At 56.0% G+C, this 17,445-nt stretch carries 13 protein-coding genes; 3 read left to right on the top strand and 10 right to left on the bottom strand.

What is annotated here, in order from left to right; genetic code table 11:
• Positions 1-8: 8 nt before the first annotated feature.
• The 5 genes from PVT68_RS01805 to ppsA form a co-directional block, all read right to left on the bottom strand.
• On the bottom strand, positions 9-2,231 hold the full coding sequence (locus PVT68_RS01805; protein ID WP_280320863.1) for an acyl-CoA dehydrogenase: 2,223 nt from the start codon (positions 2,229-2,231) through the stop codon (positions 9-11).
• A 134-nt stretch (positions 2,232-2,365) separates the two neighbouring features.
• Complete coding sequence (locus PVT68_RS01800; protein ID WP_280320862.1) at positions 2,366-3,208, bottom strand: DMT family transporter; 843 nt, start codon at positions 3,206-3,208, stop codon at positions 2,366-2,368.
• Positions 3,195-3,695, bottom strand: a complete 501-nt coding sequence (rraA, locus tag PVT68_RS01795) for a ribonuclease E activity regulator RraA (RefSeq protein WP_280320861.1) — start codon at positions 3,693-3,695, stop codon at positions 3,195-3,197. The genes PVT68_RS01800 and rraA overlap by 14 nt, the downstream gene beginning before the upstream one ends.
• Before the next feature lie 192 nt (positions 3,696-3,887).
• A complete protein-coding gene (locus PVT68_RS01790; RefSeq protein WP_280320860.1) occupies positions 3,888-4,586 on the bottom strand; it encodes a L,D-transpeptidase in 699 nt (232 codons plus the stop codon).
• A 342-nt stretch (positions 4,587-4,928) separates the two neighbouring features.
• On the bottom strand, positions 4,929-7,292 hold the full coding sequence (gene ppsA, locus PVT68_RS01785; RefSeq protein WP_280320859.1) for a phosphoenolpyruvate synthase: 2,364 nt from the start codon (positions 7,290-7,292) through the stop codon (positions 4,929-4,931).
• Between the two features lie 256 nt (positions 7,293-7,548).
• Between ppsA and ppsR the strand changes: the two genes are divergently transcribed.
• The 3 genes from ppsR to PVT68_RS01770 all read left to right on the top strand — a co-directional run bounded on the left by ppsR (position 7,549) and on the right by PVT68_RS01770 (position 10,459).
• The gene (gene ppsR, locus PVT68_RS01780) at positions 7,549-8,415 is read left to right on the top strand and encodes a posphoenolpyruvate synthetase regulatory kinase/phosphorylase PpsR (protein ID WP_280320858.1); all 867 of its coding nucleotides are present in this window, start codon (positions 7,549-7,551) and stop codon (positions 8,413-8,415) included.
• Positions 8,416-8,638: 223 nt separating this feature from the next.
• Positions 8,639-9,970, top strand: coding sequence for an aminodeoxychorismate synthase component I (gene pabB / locus PVT68_RS01775; protein WP_280320857.1), 1,332 nt, complete (start codon positions 8,639-8,641; stop codon positions 9,968-9,970).
• Between the two features lie 207 nt (positions 9,971-10,177).
• Entirely contained in the window at positions 10,178-10,459 is a 282-nt protein-coding gene (locus PVT68_RS01770) for a hypothetical protein (protein WP_280320856.1), read from the top strand.
• 81 nt (positions 10,460-10,540) lie between these two features.
• On the opposite strand, the gene cysB is transcribed toward PVT68_RS01770, so the two are convergent.
• The 5 genes from cysB to PVT68_RS01745 all read right to left on the bottom strand — a co-directional run bounded on the left by cysB (position 10,541) and on the right by PVT68_RS01745 (position 17,274).
• Complete coding sequence (gene cysB, locus PVT68_RS01765) at positions 10,541-11,515, bottom strand: HTH-type transcriptional regulator CysB (RefSeq protein ID WP_280320855.1); 975 nt, start codon at positions 11,513-11,515, stop codon at positions 10,541-10,543.
• A 210-nt stretch (positions 11,516-11,725) separates the two neighbouring features.
• A complete protein-coding gene (locus tag PVT68_RS01760; protein WP_280320854.1) occupies positions 11,726-12,655 on the bottom strand; it encodes a 5'-nucleotidase in 930 nt (309 codons plus the stop codon).
• A 6-nt stretch (positions 12,656-12,661) separates the two neighbouring features.
• Positions 12,662-13,342, bottom strand: coding sequence for a TetR/AcrR family transcriptional regulator (locus PVT68_RS01755; protein WP_280320853.1), 681 nt, complete (start codon positions 13,340-13,342; stop codon positions 12,662-12,664).
• Positions 13,343-13,470: 128 nt separating this feature from the next.
• Positions 13,471-15,843 (bottom strand): TonB-dependent receptor, encoded by a 2,373-nt coding sequence (locus PVT68_RS01750; protein WP_280320852.1) that lies wholly within the window; start codon positions 15,841-15,843, stop codon positions 13,471-13,473.
• A gap of 123 nt (positions 15,844-15,966) precedes the next feature.
• Positions 15,967-17,274 (bottom strand): NAD(P)/FAD-dependent oxidoreductase, encoded by a 1,308-nt coding sequence (locus PVT68_RS01745; RefSeq protein WP_280320851.1) that lies wholly within the window; start codon positions 17,272-17,274, stop codon positions 15,967-15,969.
• Positions 17,275-17,445: the final 171 nt, after the last annotated feature.

Genomic DNA, 17,445 nt, shown 5'->3' with positions numbered 1-17,445 from the left:
CCACCCGATCAGGCGGATTTGGACAATGATTCGAAGTGGTCGACCTGGATCGCCTTGTCTACTGCATCGAAGGTTACTTTGATCTGCGCGCCCTCCTCCTCGGTAATCAGCTTATCGGCCACGGCTTTGTCGATGGTATCCGGCCGCAAGGCACGCAATCCGCCCTTCTTCATCTTTTCACGAATAGCCGCCGTTTCGTGGCTGCTCAGAAACGCCTTCTCGACGATATCGATACCGTCACCGGTAACACCGGGGAATACACCGGCAGTCAAACGGTCGCGGGTTTCCGAGGGTTCCATTATCAGGTTGGCGCAGGCCTGTGCCTGACGGTCGGAAGCTGCGCGGATACTGTGTCCCCAGGGCATGGTCAGGAACTGCATCAACTGTCCGACAAAGCGCAGGGGGAAATTGTGGAAGACCTCAATCAGGCTCACTTCAATATTGTGAAAGCCGGAGCGCATGGCAAATTCCAGCAGTGGTCGATCTGTCCTCGGGCTTCCGTCGTCCTTGAATCGCTTCAGTGTGCAGCTCATCAGGTAGAGTTCGCTCAATACATCTCCGAGCCGTGCAGAAATCATTTCCTTGCGCTTGAGCTCACCGCCCAGCGACATCAGTGAGATTTCGGTCACCAGCGTCAGTACCGCCGAGTAGCGGTTCATCTGCCGATAGTACTTGGTCGCATCGCCGACGCCTTTCGGGCTGCTGGCAAAAAGCCCACCGGTCCAGCCGTGGAACACCGCGCGGGCGAAAGTTTTAACCTGGAACAGGAAATGTTTCGGCAGCAATGCATCCAGCTCTTGCACCCCGGCATCATGATCCGGGTTGGTGGCGGCCTCCATTTCCTGCAACAGATAGGGATGACAACGGATGGCGCCCTGCCCGAAGATCATCAGGCTGCGGGTCAGGATATTGGCCCCTTCCACCGTAATAGCGACCGGCACAGCACGGTACACATTCCCCAGATAATTACTCGGGCCATCGATGACCGCCTTGCCCGCATGAATGTCCATGGCATCGTTGATCGCCTGGCGCAGTCCATTGGTGGCATGTGCCTTCATAATCGCAGAAATGACGGCCGGCTTGCGCCCCTGATCCAGCGCGCGGGTGGTGGTTTTGTGGGCGGAATCCAGTACATAGGCAATACCGGCAATTTCTGCAAGACGACGCTGTACGCCTTCGAACTTGCCGATGGGAATCCCGAACTGCTCGCGAACGTGGGCGTAGGCACCGGTGGTACGCGCGGCGAGTTTGGCCCCGCCAGTAGACAGCGACGGCAGCGAGATGCCCCGCCCGGCAGCCAGCGCGCTCATCAACATATGCCAGCCGCGGCCAATGTTCTCCTGACCGCCGATAATCCAGTCCATGGGAAGAAAGACGTCCTTGCCCCAGTTGGGACCGTTCATAAACGCCTGCAACGCGGGGATATGCCGCTGCCCAATGGTTACTCCGGGGGTGTCTGTCGGCACCAGAGCAACGGTGATGCCCAGTTCCTCCTGATCACCAAGAATGTGTTCCGGGTCATACAGCTTGAAGGCCAGTCCGAGAATGGTCGCCACTGGCCCCAGGGTGATATAGCGTTTGTGCCAGTTCACCCGCATACCCAGGGTCTTTTCGCCCTGATACTCCTCGTAGCAGACCACTCCATGGTCGACCATTGAAGCGGCATCGGACCCGGCCTCCGGACTGGTGAGACCAAAACAGGGGATTTCCTGTCCATCAGCCAGTCGCGGCAGGTAGTAGTTCTTTTGCGCTTCGGTGCCATGTGCCATCAGCAATTCTCCCGGGCCGAGAGAATTGGGCACCATGACAGTGACGCCGACCGTGGTGCTGCGGGTGGAAATCTTGGTGACGATTTGCGCATGTGCCGAGGGGGAGAAGCCGAGGCCGCCAAATTGCTCGGGAATAATAATACCGAAAAAGCGGTTTTTCTTGAGGAAGTCCCAGATTTCAGGGGATATATCGTGGTCTTCGTAGGAGATCTGCCAGTCGTCGAGCATACGGCAGAGTTCCTCTACCGGCCCGTTAAGAAAAGCCTGTTCTGCCTCGCTCAGTTCAGGTGGCCCCATATTCAGTAACTGTTCCCAGTCTGGCTTACCCGAAAGGAGTTGTGCGTCCCACCATACCTCTCCCGCCTCCATCGCCTCCCGTTCGGTATCCGAGATTGGCGGCAAGACCTTTTTGATCCATTTCAACAGGGGGGTAGTGATCCACTTCTGGCGCAGGGTACTCATTACTTATCCTTGTTTGAGAAATTTGTTGGCCGACAGCAGCGGCGTCGCTGTAGACACGCAGTGAGGAATGGTGATTTACCGGCGACTTTAGCCTGCAACTAGACGTTAGCCTGCAACTATAGGCAAAACGCCGATCAGGCAAGTGCCAGAGTGCCAATGCCAGTAAAAATTATCAACGCGGCAAATACCCTGTGCGCGGAGAAGCGTTCATTCAGCAGCACCACGGATATTACCGCGGCAAACAGAATACTGACTTCACGGGTGGCGGCAACTGCCGCCACCGGCATTACGGAGGTGGCCCACAGTGCGATGCCAAAGCCGCAGGTCGCCAGTACCCCGGAAACCGAGCTACGGACAAAGTGGGTGCGAGCAAAGGCGAACCCGATCAGCGGCCGGGTGAGCAGAACCGTGAGTATGATGCCGCCACCAGACAGGATTTCGAGCCAGGCCACATAACTAAGGGGATTCTCTACGGTGCGCACGCCAGCAGCCCCCAATGTGGTGTACCCGGTAATGGCAATACCCGTACCCAGGGAATAGAAAATTCCTTTCCCGCTGACGCGAAGCTCCTTCATGATCAGGGCAAAAATACCGCAAGTAACCAGCAAAATACCGGTCAACTGCAATGGCTGCAGAGACTCATCCAGAAATAGAAGCGCGGCGGTAGCAACCATAAGCGGGGTTACCCCGCGTGCCATGGGGTATGCGGTGCCATAATCCAGCGCTAGATAGGAACGGGAAAGCAGGTAGAAATACAGGTATTGAAAGAAGGCCCCGCCGAGCAGAAACCCCAGCGCATTCTCTCCCGGCAGCGGCAACTGGGTAGCCAGTGCCGCACCCACAAGCAGGCCGACACTGCGAATCATCGCCAGTTGTAGAAATCCTTCTTCGCTGTGTTTGACAACCGCATTCCATACGGCGTGAGCAAGCGCAGACAGCAGGATCAGCGCAAATAAGGCAGGCTCAGATATTTCCAATTTCTATAAGTGATTGGGGAGAAACTATCACACCGTTATTATCAGCGTACACATACTCTCCCGGTTTAAAGGTGACGCCGCCAAAAGTCACCGCAACGTTAAGTTCGCCGATACCTTTTTTATCGGTTTTCATAGGGTGGCTTCCCAGCGCCTGTACTCCTAACTCTAGCTCAGAAATGGCATCCACATCGCGGATACACCCGTACATCAGGATCCCCTCCCACCCATTGACGCAGGCCTTTTCAGCCAGCAGATCACCGAGACACGCGCGCCGCATGGAGCCGCCCGCATCCACCACCAGCACTTTGCCCCTGCCCGCCTTAGCCACCTGTTCCCGCACCAGTGAATTGTCTTCAAAGCATTTGATGGTGACGATCTCTCCCCCAAATTGCTCTTTACCGCCGTAGTTAATGAACATGGGTTCCAGCACCTGTATCAGGTCCGGGTATTCATCGCACAGGTCCGGGGTGGAAATACGCTGGCTCATGGATCGCCTCCTTGGAGTAAAAATCAGTGCATATATAGGTGGCTGCCATCATAGCGCTTGCAGATAGGCAACACAGCGCACCTATAAAAATGCCGGGTATTACCCTGATGGATAATCCCGGCATTTGCACGTGCTGCAACGGAAAATATCCGCACAATCACTACATCCCTTCACTCCTGCTGGAGGCCTGCTTCAATAACTCACGCGAACAGGCATTCCGACGCGGGCATATTGGAAGAACTTTTGCGCCATATGCGGCGGCATACGCACACACCCGTGGGACGCGGGGTAGCGCGGAACATGCCCCGATGCGTGCAGTCCGATACCACCATTAAAGCGGATATAGTGATTCATTTTCGCGCCGCGGTAGTAGGTGCCCGGAGGACGGCGATGCTTGCGGGTATCCACGTCTGCCTTCACCACCCTTCCGGTACTGCGGTCTACATAGCTGCCGTAAATGGTGGAGCGGTGGTTGGGACGCTTGGCCAGTACCCGGAAGTGGCCCGCACTGGTTCGAAAGCCGGCCTTTCCCGACGATACGTTAGACACGCCAACGAGACGGCTACCTTTATAGAAGTACGCCTTCTGTTCACTAAGGTTGATCCGGATCGACGGTGAACCGGACGAATGCATCGCTGCGTCGTCATCGAACCAGTTGGTTCCCGTATACGCATTCCCCAAGCTCGGCCACAGGCTGCCAACGAGAACGCCCACAAATAGCATGGCAGCCACCAGCAGTCGATGCATCTCCCGGGAGGCCTTGTCGGCAGCGGCAACACTGCGGTAATAACCCGATGTTGCGGTTCCACTTGCCGACAGATCGCCGGCACAGGCAAGAGGTATCAGCTCTGTGAGATATTTTTCTGGCGTAGACGACGAAGATTTTTGCATGACAACACCTCAATCAATACTTCAATCGAAGATTCCTGTTTGTATAAACAGTCCCCCTGAAACTCTCGATATAACAGGGACTCTTTCGATTCTATTGAGCGGGCTCTCCACGCTTAGAATACTTTTTATGCCGAAAAGCGGGTTTTATCGGGTTTGGCAATGCACTTAAGGTAATTGCCTGATGTTCACAAGAACAAGGATGCCCATTCAACAAATCCTCGTTTGCAAACCTGCGCAAGACTTTAGGAAATTGTTTCACGGACAGACACAAAAAAAGCGACCTGGAAAGGTCGCTTTTTTCAGTTCCGGAGCAGGGCTGCGCGGCAAGGTTCTGGGTTTTCCTTACGCCTGAGAGTTCGCCAGATACAGCCAGGTATCCACCGCGGTGTCCGGGTTCAGGGAAACACTGTCGATCCCCTCTTCCATCAACCACTGCGCAAAGTCCTTGTGATCTGACGGCCCCTGGCCACAGATACCGACATATTTACCGGCATTTTTACAGGCCTGGATGGCGCGGGACAGCAGCATTTTCACCGCTGGGTCACGCTCATCAAACAGTTCCGCCACCAGGCCGGAATCACGGTCCAGCCCCAGCGTCAGCTGGGTCAGGTCATTGGAACCGATGGAAAAACCGTCGAAATATTGCAGGAACTCGTCCGCCAGTAAGGCATTGGACGGGAGTTCGCACATCATGATGACCTTGAGGCCATTCTCTCCACGTTTCAGACCGTTCTGTTCCAACAGCTCGACAACCTGACGCGCCTCGTCCGGTGTGCGCACGAAAGGCACCATGATTTCTACATTGGTGAGCCCCATTTCGTCGCGCACCTTTTTCAGTGCACGGCATTCCAGCGCAAAGCACTCGCGGAAGTCCTTGGAGCGATAACGCGAAGCGCCGCGGAAGCCCAGCATGGGGTTTTCTTCACTGGGCTCGTACATCTGCCCGCCGACCAGGTGCGCGTACTCGTTCGACTTGAAGTCCGACAAGCGCACGATCGTGCGGTTGGGGGCAAAGGCCGCCGCCAGGGTGGAGATGCCCTCCACAAGCTTTTCGACGATAAACTCTTCTGGAGACGCGTAGCCACCGATGCGGTTGCGGATGTTCTTTTGCAGATCCATCGGCAGCTTGTCCAGCTCCAGCAGTGCCTTGGGGTGAATGCCGATCATGCGGTTCAGGATAAACTCCAGTCGCGCAAGTCCGACACCCTGGTTCGGCAGGTTGGAGAAGGCAAAGGCGCGATCCGGGTTACCGACATTCAGCATGATTTTAAACGGCAGATCCGGCATATCGCTGACTTCGGTGAGCGAACGCTCGAAGTCAAGCTCACCTGCCATGACGAAGCCCGCATCGCCTTCGGCACAGGTGACGGTAACCGGTGTACCGGTGGACAGCTTTTCAGTGGCATCGCCACAACCCACTACGGCGGGAATACCCAGCTCGCGCGCGATGATCGCCGCGTGACAGGTACGGCCACCGCGGTTGGTCACAATCGCACTGGCTTTTTTTAGTACCGGCTCCCAATCCGGGTCGGTCATGTCGGTGACCAGCACCTCACCGTCCTGCATTTTGGCCATGTCCTCAACGGACTCCAACACCCGCACGCGACCGGCGCCGATGCGCTGACCGATAGCCCGGCCCTCGCAGAGGATATCGCTACGCTCATGCAACTTGTAACGCTCGATACTGGTGCCGGTATCGCGGGAGCGCACGGTCTCCGGACGCGCCTGGACAATAAACAGCTTGCCAGTATCACCGTCTTTAGCCCATTCAATGTCCATCGGGCGCTGGTAGTGTTCTTCGATACGGCGAGCCTGAATGGCCAGATCTGTAAGCTCGGTGTCGCTCAGGGAAAAGCGCAGGCGATCCGCTTCCGCCACCTGCACGGTTTTGACGGAACGGCCACATTCGCCGCTCTGGTCGTAAACCATCTTGATTGCCTTGCTTCCGCGATTGCGGCGCAGGATGGCCGGGCGCCCGGCATCCAGGGCCGGCTTGTACAGGTAGAATTCGTCCGGATTCACCGCCCCCTGTACTACCGTCTCACCGAGACCGTAGGCTGCGGTAATGAAAATCACATCGCGGAAACCGCTTTCGGTATCCAGTGTGAACATTACCCCGGAGGCACCGGTTTCACTGCGCACCATGTGCTGGATACCCGCAGACAGGGCCACGCCTACGTCCGCGTAGCCAGTGTGTACCCGGTAAGCGATTGCACGGTCGTTGTACAAGGAGGCAAAGACCTCTTTGACCGCCTGCAGTACCGCGTCGATGCCGCGGATATTCAGGAAGGTTTCCTGCTGACCGGCGAAAGACGCATCTGGCAGATCTTCCGCGGTTGCGGAGGAGCGCACCGCTACAGCGGTCTCACCGCCGCCAAGAGCCTCGTAGCCAGAGCGAATTTCCGCCTCCAGCTGTGCGGGAAATGGGGTGTCTAGCAGCCAGTTGCGAATTTCGTCACCGGCGGCGGCCAGCGCAATAACGTCCTCAACATCCAGACCCTGCAGTCGCTCAGCGATACGGGTATCCAGCTGTGCACCGGCGAGAAATTCGCGAAAAGCGTCCGCGGTAGTGGCAAAGCCGCCCGGAACACTGACTCCGGCCCCGGAAAGGGAGGAAATCATTTCCCCCAGGGATGCGTTTTTGCCGCCGACCTTGTCGACATCCGCCATGCCCAGCTTCGCGAAATCGATGGTGTAAGTGGTCAATGGATTGCCCTCTGCAACTACTGTTCTGGCGGCAGATTATAAGGATGGGATTTGTAAATAATACCCCGCAAACCCGGCCAAAATTGCGCTATTTTTGTTGTAATTCTCCTACAAGAATTGGGAGCAGCCGAGATTCCTGGCCTTGGGCGGATGCCAAATTGCACACACGAATTTTCGTGGGCAGTGATATACCATTAACAAAATTATTCAACCGCCATCCGTCAAATGCCGATGCGAAACCAGGAAACCAGAGACCATGAGTGAAATACGCGCTGGCGTCACAGCACCGGAAACCACCGACTACAAAAAGCGCACGGCATTTTTCATCTCCGACGGCACCGGCCTCACCGTGGAAGCCATTGGCCACAGCCTGCTGGCACAGTTTCGCAATCAGCAGGTCGAACAGGTAACCCTGCCCTATGTGGACTCGGATGAACGGCTCAACCAGGTACTTCATCGTATCGAGCGCGCCGCGAGTGAATCCGGCCTACAGCCAATAGTCATCTCCAGCATCATCTCGGACGACATTCGCAGGCAATTGCATCAAAGCTCTGCGTTGATGCTCGATGTGTTTGAAAGCTATCTCGCGCCACTCGCCGCCCTGTTCGGCACTGATCCCGCACACACCGTCGGCATTTCACACGGTATCGCCAATGATCGCCGCTATACCGCGCGTATCGATGCCGTTCACTTTGCCATGGACAACGACGACGGTCGCCGCACCCGCGAATTTGAAAGTGCCGATATTATTCTGGTGGGCGTCTCGCGCTCAGGTAAAACCCCGACCTGCCTCTACCTCGCCCTGCAGTTCGGCTTGCGCGCCGCGAACTACCCGATCACGGAAGAGGACATGGACTCTACCGCGCTGCCGAAAATACTGCGTCCCTTTCAACACAAACTTTTCGGGCTCACCATTGATCCCCGCCGCCTGATGAGTATCCGCCAGGAACGCAGGGCCAATAGCCGCTACGCCTCGCCTGAGCAGTGCGAATTTGAAGTGCGCCAAGTTGAACAGATGTTGCGGCGCAGCCAAATCCCCTACCTGGACGCCACCGAACTCTCGGTAGAGGAACTCGCTACCCGCCTGATGTCCCAGGCAGGAATCGAGCGTAAAATCAGCTAGATTTTGTTAAGGGCACAGGATTCTGACAACTCGTTGCCGGCAGCCGTGATAAGCGCCCGCTAGATGGGTGTTTCGAGGTAACCTCGGGCCAGCCTGGAGCTATGCCACAGCTAGCGGGAAACGCCTTGAAGTGAATAGGCGCAGGGCTGGTTTTGGAGTAAAGTAGCTCCGCTCAAATGGTGCACTCTTTGTGGTGAGTGTGCCCGGATATCTGGTTGACGTTTTGCAAATCATTTCCCTGCCTTATTCGATGAATACCGGTGCCGCATTCGCAGCGCTGGCGGATCTGCCCTGCCCCGTTTGGTTAGACTCCGGAAATCCCAGTGCTCGCGGCGGCCGCTTTGACATACTCAGTGCCGACCCGATATCAGATCTGCGATTGAGTGCAGACAGCAACACGCCTTTCCAACAGATAGACGACCTTCTGTGCGAACTGGCGCCCCAGGAAGAAGATCAACAACTCCCGTTCTGCGGTGGTGTAATCGGCTACGCAGGCTATGAAATTGGTAGCAGTAGCAACTTTCTGCCACCGGACAATCGCAAAACACCGTTGCCCGGCGGCTACTTCGGACTTTACACCTGGGCGCTGATCGTCGATCACCAGTTACAAGCCAGTCACCTGGTGTTTCATCCAGCCTGCACCGAACCGCAAAAACGGGACCTGCGCGCACGATTTAGTGGCCTGGATTGGCACAGGACGCCGGCGGCGGAACACTTCCGCCTGACTTCTACGTTCAAGCATGAGTTCACCGCCGAGCAGTATCAGGCTCAGATCTCGCGCATCCTCGAATACATTCGCGCTGGTGACATCTATCAGGCGAACTTCACCCAACGCTTTGATGCGTGCTACGAAGGCAATACCTTCGCCGCGTATCTGGCCTTGCGGCAGAGGGTAGCGGGCCCATTCTCCGCGTTTCTTGCCCTACCGGAAGGGCAGCTCCTCAGTCTTTCTCCCGAGCGCTTTATTCGCGCCGACGGCAGCTTTCTGCAGACCGAGCCGATCAAAGGCACAGCTCCCCGCAGTGGCGACCCGGTGGAGGACTCCGCGTTCGCCAGGTCCCTTATGGCCAGCCGCAAAGACCGCGCGGAAAACCTGATGATTGTCGATCTGCTGCGCAATGACTTTGGCAAAGTGTGCCGCCGCGGCAGCGTGCGGGTACCGGCACTTTTCGAGCTGCAGAGCTTTGCCAATGTCCACCACCTGGTGAGCACCATTACCGGGCAGGTTCCGGAAGACGTGGAATTCCCACAGGTACTGGAAGCCTGTTTCCCCGGCGGGTCGATTACTGGCGCTCCCAAGCGCCGCGCGATGGAAATTATTCGCGAGCTGGAATTGAGTCCCCGGGGTGCTTACTGCGGGAGCATCGGCTACATCAGCAGCTGCGGCCGCGCCGATACCAATATTGCTATTCGGACACTGACGGCCGCCGCTGGCAAGATCAGCTGTGCCGCCGGCGGCGGTATCGTGGCCGACTCGGACCCAGCCGCCGAGCACAGGGAGTGTCTCGATAAAGTCCGGCTGATTCTGGAAACACTCGAGAGCCGGTTTCCCTGATTCCGGCAATCCTCCCGATGACTTGTACAATGAGTTCTGCAGCCAACCTCAGGCCGTCACGACAGTTATAGAGCTATCGCCGTTTGGTATTTCCCTGAACCCGCTGCCTCTGGTAGATTCCGCGCCACTATTTCTCTCAACCGAATTCATGCAGGTCCGGAATGATCCGGGCAGCAGTTGGTCCGCATTAACATAAGGCAGTGACAGATGCGTATTACCCTGGTCAAAAAAATTCTTGCCGATGGTTCTCTGTGTGCGAAGTGCCGGGATGTAGAACAAAAGCTCAAGGAAAACGACCAGGAAAAGTTTCTCGATCAGGTATTGATTGCCGACGAGCGAGATCCTCAAAGCCCTGGCATGCAAATGGCGCAGCGCCTTAATGTTCAGCGTGCGCCATTTTTTGTAGTGGAAGCAGAGGGTCAGGAACCAGAGGTTTATACGGTGTACTTCAAATTTGTCAAAGAGGTTTTGAACAAAGCCTCAGCCTGACCAGGCAGCCCCTGATATCAAAGCACACCGAAAAGCCCGGCCATTTTGCCCGGGCTTTTTCGTCTCTGTCTGGAGGAATATCTAGTAAACGGGCAGATCAATATGCGAAAAGAGCTCATCGATCTCCGCACGGGAAGAGGCCTGGGCGGCCTGCTCGACCACTTCGCGGGTCAGGTGGGGCGCGAATTGCTGGATAAATTCGTACATAAATCCTCGCAGGAAAATCCCCTTGCGGAAGCCGATCTTGGTCACACTGGATTGGAACAGCTCACTGGCATCGAGTGCTACCAGATCACTGTCTTCATCTTCCACCGCAGCCATATCTGCAACAATGCCGATGCCCAGCCCAAGTCGCACATAGGTTTTGATCACATCCGCATCGGCTGCGGTAAATACCACCTTCGGCGAAAGACCTTTTTCCAGAAAGGCTTCATCCAGCTTTGAACGCCCGGTAAAACCAAATACGTAGGTCACGATCGGGTACTTGGCGACCTCCTCCAGAGTAAGCTTGGAAAGCTGGCAAAGCTCGTGCCCCTTGGGGACCAGAATACAGCGATTCCACCGATACACGGGCATCATCACCAGATCACTGAACAGTTCCAGCGCCTCGGTGGCAATGGCAAAGTCTGCCGTACCGTCTGCCGCCATTTCTGAGATTTGCATGGGCGTGCCCTGATGCATGTGCAGAGACACTTCAGGGTAACGGGCGATAAACCCCTTGATCACCGGAGGCAACGCATAGCGGGCTTGGGTATGGGTGGTAGCAATGGCGAGGCTGCCGCGCTTGTCGTTGCTGAACTCCTGCGCCACCTGCTTGATATTTTCCACCTTGCGCATGATTTCGCCGGCGGTTTTCAAAATGGCCTCTCCGGCCGGAGTGACCCGCGTCAAGTGTTTGCCACTGCGTGCAAAAATCTCCACGCCAAGCTCGTCCTCAAGCAGCCGGATCTGTTTACTGATACCCGGTTGTGAGGTGAATAGACTCTGTGCCGTGGCAGATACATTGAGGTCGTGGTGCGCCACTTCCCAGATATAACGCAGCTGCTGCAGCTTCATAGCCTCTCCCTGTCAAACGTTGGCAGCACTCGTCAGGCACTGACAATGCTCATTTTTACGCCAACTGTTGGTTATAAAAACTCTATACCTATATGCGGCAAAAGCATAGCAGCGAAACCTGCAGCGAGCCAACAGATAAACCTCGACAAATGACAATCGTGTTGAAAAGAGTTACAGAATGAAACGCCGGCGAGAAGCGGTTACACCGATTTACACTTCGACATTGGCAATGCCGTGAGGGACATGACCGGTTGCCACATGGGCGGCTGCCGAAGCGCAGTGGTTGGGCTGGTCATCAAAAAATACATCGGCACCAAAGGCCCGCAGGAACTCCCCTTTTGGAAGCCCCCCAAGAAAAATGGACTCGTCGATGCGGATGTTCCATTCGCGCAGAGTTCGGATTACGCGCTCATGTGCAGGTGCGGAGCGCGCGGTGACCAGCGCTGTTCGGATGGGACAGCTTTCTGGATGAAACTCTGCCTGCAGTTGCTGTAGCGCTTCCAAAAAACCTTTGAAGGGACCGCCCTGCAAGGGTTGCCTGGCGGAGGCGCGCTCTGCGGTGGTAAAGGCGGCAAGACCATCACGTTTGAAAATCTGCTCTGCCTCGTCAGAAAAAATCACCGCGTCACCATCAAATGCGAAACGCAGAGTGTCATCGCCGCGCTGGCGCGCACCTCCGGGAATAAGGGTTGCCGCGGCGATACCCTGCTCCAGTGCACGTCGCACATCGCTTCCATCGGTCGACAGAAAAAGATGGCAACCAAAAGGGGCTATGTAACGATAAGGACTTTCGCCATTACAGAACGCGGCACGACTGATGTTCAGGCCATAGTGCTCGATGGAGTTGAACACGCGCAACCCGGTATCAGCACTGTTGCGCGACAGCAGGATCACCTCAACCCTGGGCTCACCGTCGAGACGCTGGTTGATCTGTAAAAATTTTTCGACCAGGGAGAACGCCTCCCCCTTTGGCAGCACATCGTTTTCGCGCTCAATCTGGTAGGCCGCAAACGCCTCCACCCCCTGCTCTTCGTATACCTGGTGGCTCTCGCGCAGATCGAACAGCGCTCGCGAGGAAATCGCGATAATGAGTTTGTTGTTACCGCTGGCGACTATTGATGGACTAGATGAGCTGCTCATGTTGTCTCAGGGCGCCTCCACATCATCCAGGCCCGAGGGGGTTTCGTCGTTGCGGTGGGGCTCCAACAGCACCAGCAACATATTCAGCAGATCTTCCCGGGTGCGTCGTGAGCGCACTCCCTGCTGATTGACAATAACCAGTAGCATGGCGTGACAGGTTTCCAGGGTGGCACGGGCCAACCGGTTGGTTTCATTCGGCGGACAGGTAAAGCCGAGTCGCCGGAACATATCCACCAGATGATTGATCACAAGCTCATCGTGGCGCTGGTCAAGCTCATGCAACTCCGGGATTCCCCACATTGCCTGCACCAGTGGCAGCAGGCCGCGCTGTTCCCGATAGACCGATTCCCAGCGAAACAACAGGTCACCGAGAAAATTCTTCAGCGACAGTTCTTCCAGATTGCCCGCCGCCAGATCATCCAGACGCTCGGTAAGACTGGCCAGCCACTGCTCCCCCATCGCATAGAGAATCGCGTGCTTGTTAGGGAAGTAGTGATATACAGAGCCCACCGAAACCCCCAGCTCCTTGGCGATGCGGATCGTGGTTAGGTCGTTCAGTCCTACCTGCTCCAACAGGCGACCAGTGGTATCCAATATCTGGCGGGCGCGCTCGCGAGCCCGAGCCTGTACTGGCTCCCGTCGCGGCGACAACTGATTTCTGCGGCGATTCTGTTCTGCGCTCGACACTTCGTAATCCTTTCTGCTGAGTTGCCATTTTTAACACAAATAGAGCACCTGATTAACAAAAAAGCCGGCAATCATTGCCGGCTTTTTTGCTCATCCTGTGAGACGAAGGTCGAAAACGAACGTGCGGATCAGAATCGGTAGTCGAGATTAACCCCCGCCACACGACCGCGAGAGGGGTCAGTCTGGGTAGCCGGCAGGTTGTAATCCGCTGCAGCGTAGCCCCAGTGGTAGTATTCCTCACCTGTAAGGTTTTCGACGTACAGACCCGCAGTCCATTTTTCCGATGGGGCGGTAAGCGACGCCCGCAGGTTTACCAGGCTACGGCTTGCCAGCTTCACTTCCTCGGTGTTTTCGAGATCGGCGAACTGCTCACCGGTATAGGTATATTCGCCGGAAAGCGCCATGGTGCCGAACCCCAGATCTCGGGTATAAGTCAGCACGGTAGCGGAGGAAAACTCGGGTGAGAATGCCATCTGGTTACCATCACAATCCTCACACAACTCTTCCGGCGCACCGGTGAACTCGGTATCCAGCCAGGCGAGTCCCAGGTAGAGGTCGAGGCTATCGGTGATCAACCAGCGGGCATCCACTTCCATACCCCGCCCTTGGCTTTCTCCCACATTACGGGTAACGGCGGCGGCACCGATAAAGAATGCCTGTTGCAGATTGTCATAGGTGTACTGAAATGCCGCCGCATTGACATGCAATCGGTTATCCAGCAAGCGCGCTTTCACGCCAAGCTCATAGGACAGAACCTGTTCTTCATCAAAGTTGTTGGGCTCGCCGGTAGCACTATCGACGGTCCACTCATACTCTTCGAGCCAGGCATCCTGATCTTCTGCAAAGGCCGGATCAGTTACGCGGTAGGTCAGATAATCGAAACCACCGGACTTGTAACCGGTAGCCACACTGGCATAGGCGGTGACACGATCGCTGAAATCGTGATTCACGGTGGCACGGCCGGAAATATTGCTCCAGGTGTTATCGCCGGTAATCGGACCATCGGTAAACATGGCCTGATAGTTCCAGCCACCGGTCCAGGTATCTGGCCACGGAGAATCCACGGTGTATTTTTTGTGGTCTTCGGTGTAGCGCACACCCAGACCGAGACTGGTGGCCTCGGTGAGGTCAAAGGTGGTATTCGCGAATACACCCCAGCCGCTGAATTCACCGCGAGTATAGGCCTCTTCTACAGACATGCCGTTCGGTACCCGGACACCGCCCGGAATAGACATGCCTTCGGTTGGGGCATACTCCCAAGGGTCGCCACCGGTCCAGAAGGCATCGTCCATTTCATCAGGAAACGCCAGCGCGAGCTCTTCACAGGTCATGGATGAATCCACATCCAGCTCGTAGTCGACTTCCATGGCGCCAGCACAGATGAAGTCTTCGGAATCGACGCCGGCAAAGTAAGCGTTCAGGTTTTCCCGGTAATAACTCGCTCCCAGCACCCAATTAAAGGGCCCTGAGTTGTCGGAAGTCAGGCGGAATTCCTGACTGAAAAAATCTCCGGACTGATCGCGCACAAACGTATCAATGGACTGCGCGGTCCCATCAAAGTCCTCGACATAGGTGTAGTTGTGGGTTTTATAGCCGCTAATAGCGCTGAGAGTGATATCCCCCAACTGGTGTTCGACAGTGAAAATCACATCGCCGATTTCCGCTTGGTCTGTGCCCTGCTGGTCGTTGTAAACCTCATCATAGGCGCCTTCAGTACCCAGCGCCCGGTAAATGGTTCCGTCACTGATGCGGTCTTCATACTGCGCGAGCAGTGTCATGCTAGTGTTCTCAAACCCGCTGTAAACGGCGGTCACACGCATGGCATCCGCTTCACTGGCACCCAGCTTACGGCCGCCTTCAAGGTTTTTCACATGGCCGTCTTCCTGCTGGTGAATACCGGATATGCGCAGCGCGAGATCCTCACTCACCGGCATGTCCACGGCCCCTTCGAAATTCGCCCGGCCGTACTGGCCGGCGTTGATGGAGATTTCTCCACCAAAAACGTCACCAGGCTTGCGGGAAGTCATCGCGATGGCACCGGACGCCGTATTGCGCCCAAATAGGGTACCTTGAGGCCCCTTGACGATCTCTACCCGTTCCAGGTCATACATGGTCGGCGTGGCACCGGTGCGACTCTGGTAAACGCCATCAAGGAACACACCCAGAGCCGGATCACTACCGGTGCCAAAACTGTTGTTATTCACACCGCGTACGGACACCGTATCGAAGAAGGAATCGGTGGTATCGCCCGATATACCGGGTGTAATGGCAAACAGATCTTTGAAATCGCTGAGGTTGGAATTCTTGATCGCCTCACCAGAAAAGGCACTGACGGACATGGGTACGTCTTTCAGGGACTCTGCGCGCATCTGCGCGGTGACAGTCACCTCTTCAATTTCCGGCGCAGCGCTCGCACCGCCGGCGATGCTCAAAACGGCTGCACCGATGGTGGAGGCCAGGATGTGTTTCTTGGCGGCAAACGGCTGGATAGATTGCGTCATCGTTACTCCCCGTGGGTTATTGTTGTGCGGGTTTCTACCTATTCACGACCACTCAGGATGAACCCGGCGATGGCCTTGGCAATTTGTTATCCCACAAACCGAACAAATATTCAATTTTCATATTCACCGGCCCAGCTTGTCCTTCAAGCTGTAATAAAGCATTCCCGCTACCAGCCCTGGCCAACGCAGTAGCGTTCCCCCGGGGAAGCTCGGCGTTGGAATACGCGACAATACATCAAACTGCTCTTCCGTGCCGCCAATTGCTTCCGCAAGCAGTTTTCCAGCAAAAGTCGCCGTGGGAACCCCGTGCCCAGAGTACCCCTGGCTGTAATACACATTGGGTTCAAGACGGCCGATACTCGGCATTCGATTCAGGGTGATCGCCAGAGTACCGCCCCACCCATAGTCAATACGGGTATCGGCCAATTGCGGGTAGGTTTCTAACATGTACCTGCGTACGAATGCGCGTATATCCTGAGGGAAGCGGGAGGTGTAGTTCTCCCCTCCGCCGAAGACCAGACGGTTATCACCGGAAAGCTTCCAGTAATTGATCACAAAAAGGGTGTCTTGCAACGCGTAATCGTTCGCGATCAATTCCCGCGCAGTCTCTTCCGGGAGAGGCTCGGTCGCGAGAATGAAGTTGTTGATAGGCATAATCCGCCCCGCCATCCGCGGTTCCAGATTGCCCAGATAACCATTACAGGCCAGCACCACATTGCGGGCCTTCACCTGCCCCTTGGCGGTGTTGACCACACACGGGCTGCCACCGGTGTAACTGGTAACGCGGCTGAACTCATAGAATTGAACACCAGCGTTCGCGGCAGCGGCCGCCAGGCCCAGGGCGTAGTTCAGTGGGTGCAGGTGCAGTGAGCCGCTGTCGATCTGGCCGCCATAAAACCGCTGGGACCCCACCAGCGCGCCCACTTCTTCTCTGTCCGCATAACGCATCTTGTCGTAGCCATAGCGAGTATTGAGCAGCTCGACTTCTTCGCGTAACCAACCATCGTGACTGGGCTTGGCCGCGAGGTGCATGATGCCCCGCTTCAGGTCGCACTGAATGTTGTGCTTGTGGATCAGGTCTTCCACGGTCTTTACCGCTTCCAGCCCCATGTCCCACAGAACCCGTGCTGCGTCCAAGCCAAGCATCCGCTCAAGCTCTTCCTGCCCTTTGCGCTGCCCTACCCCGACGTGGCCGCCGTTACGACCTGAAGCCCCCCAGCCAATACGCTCGGCCTCAAGCACCACCACCTTATAGCCCTGCTCGGCGAGGTGTAGTGCGCTGGAAAGCCCGGTGTAGCCAGCACCAATGATGCACACATCCGCCTCAACTACTTGATCAAGAGCTGGATAGAGGGGTGCATTATTCGCGCTGGCGGCGTAATAAGAATCGATATGGCCTAGCAGTTTGGTGACTGTTCCGCTGGCTGGCATGGGTAACTCTCCGTTAAACCGGGTCTTGTGTATTGCCTCAGCGCCAGCCCCACGATACAGAGTTTGCTATGGGGGGCGAGTGCCATCACACAAAACCGAATCATTATTCAATTTAAATTGAATGATAATTCGGTTTCCTGTCATAATCAAAACCTGCCCCGGGATTTTTTT

It is taken from the genome of Microbulbifer bruguierae, from assembly GCF_029869925.1.
GTDB classification, from domain to species: Bacteria; Pseudomonadota; Gammaproteobacteria; order Pseudomonadales; family Cellvibrionaceae; genus Microbulbifer; species Microbulbifer bruguierae.
This window is presented reverse-complemented; position numbering and strand designations above follow the sequence as displayed.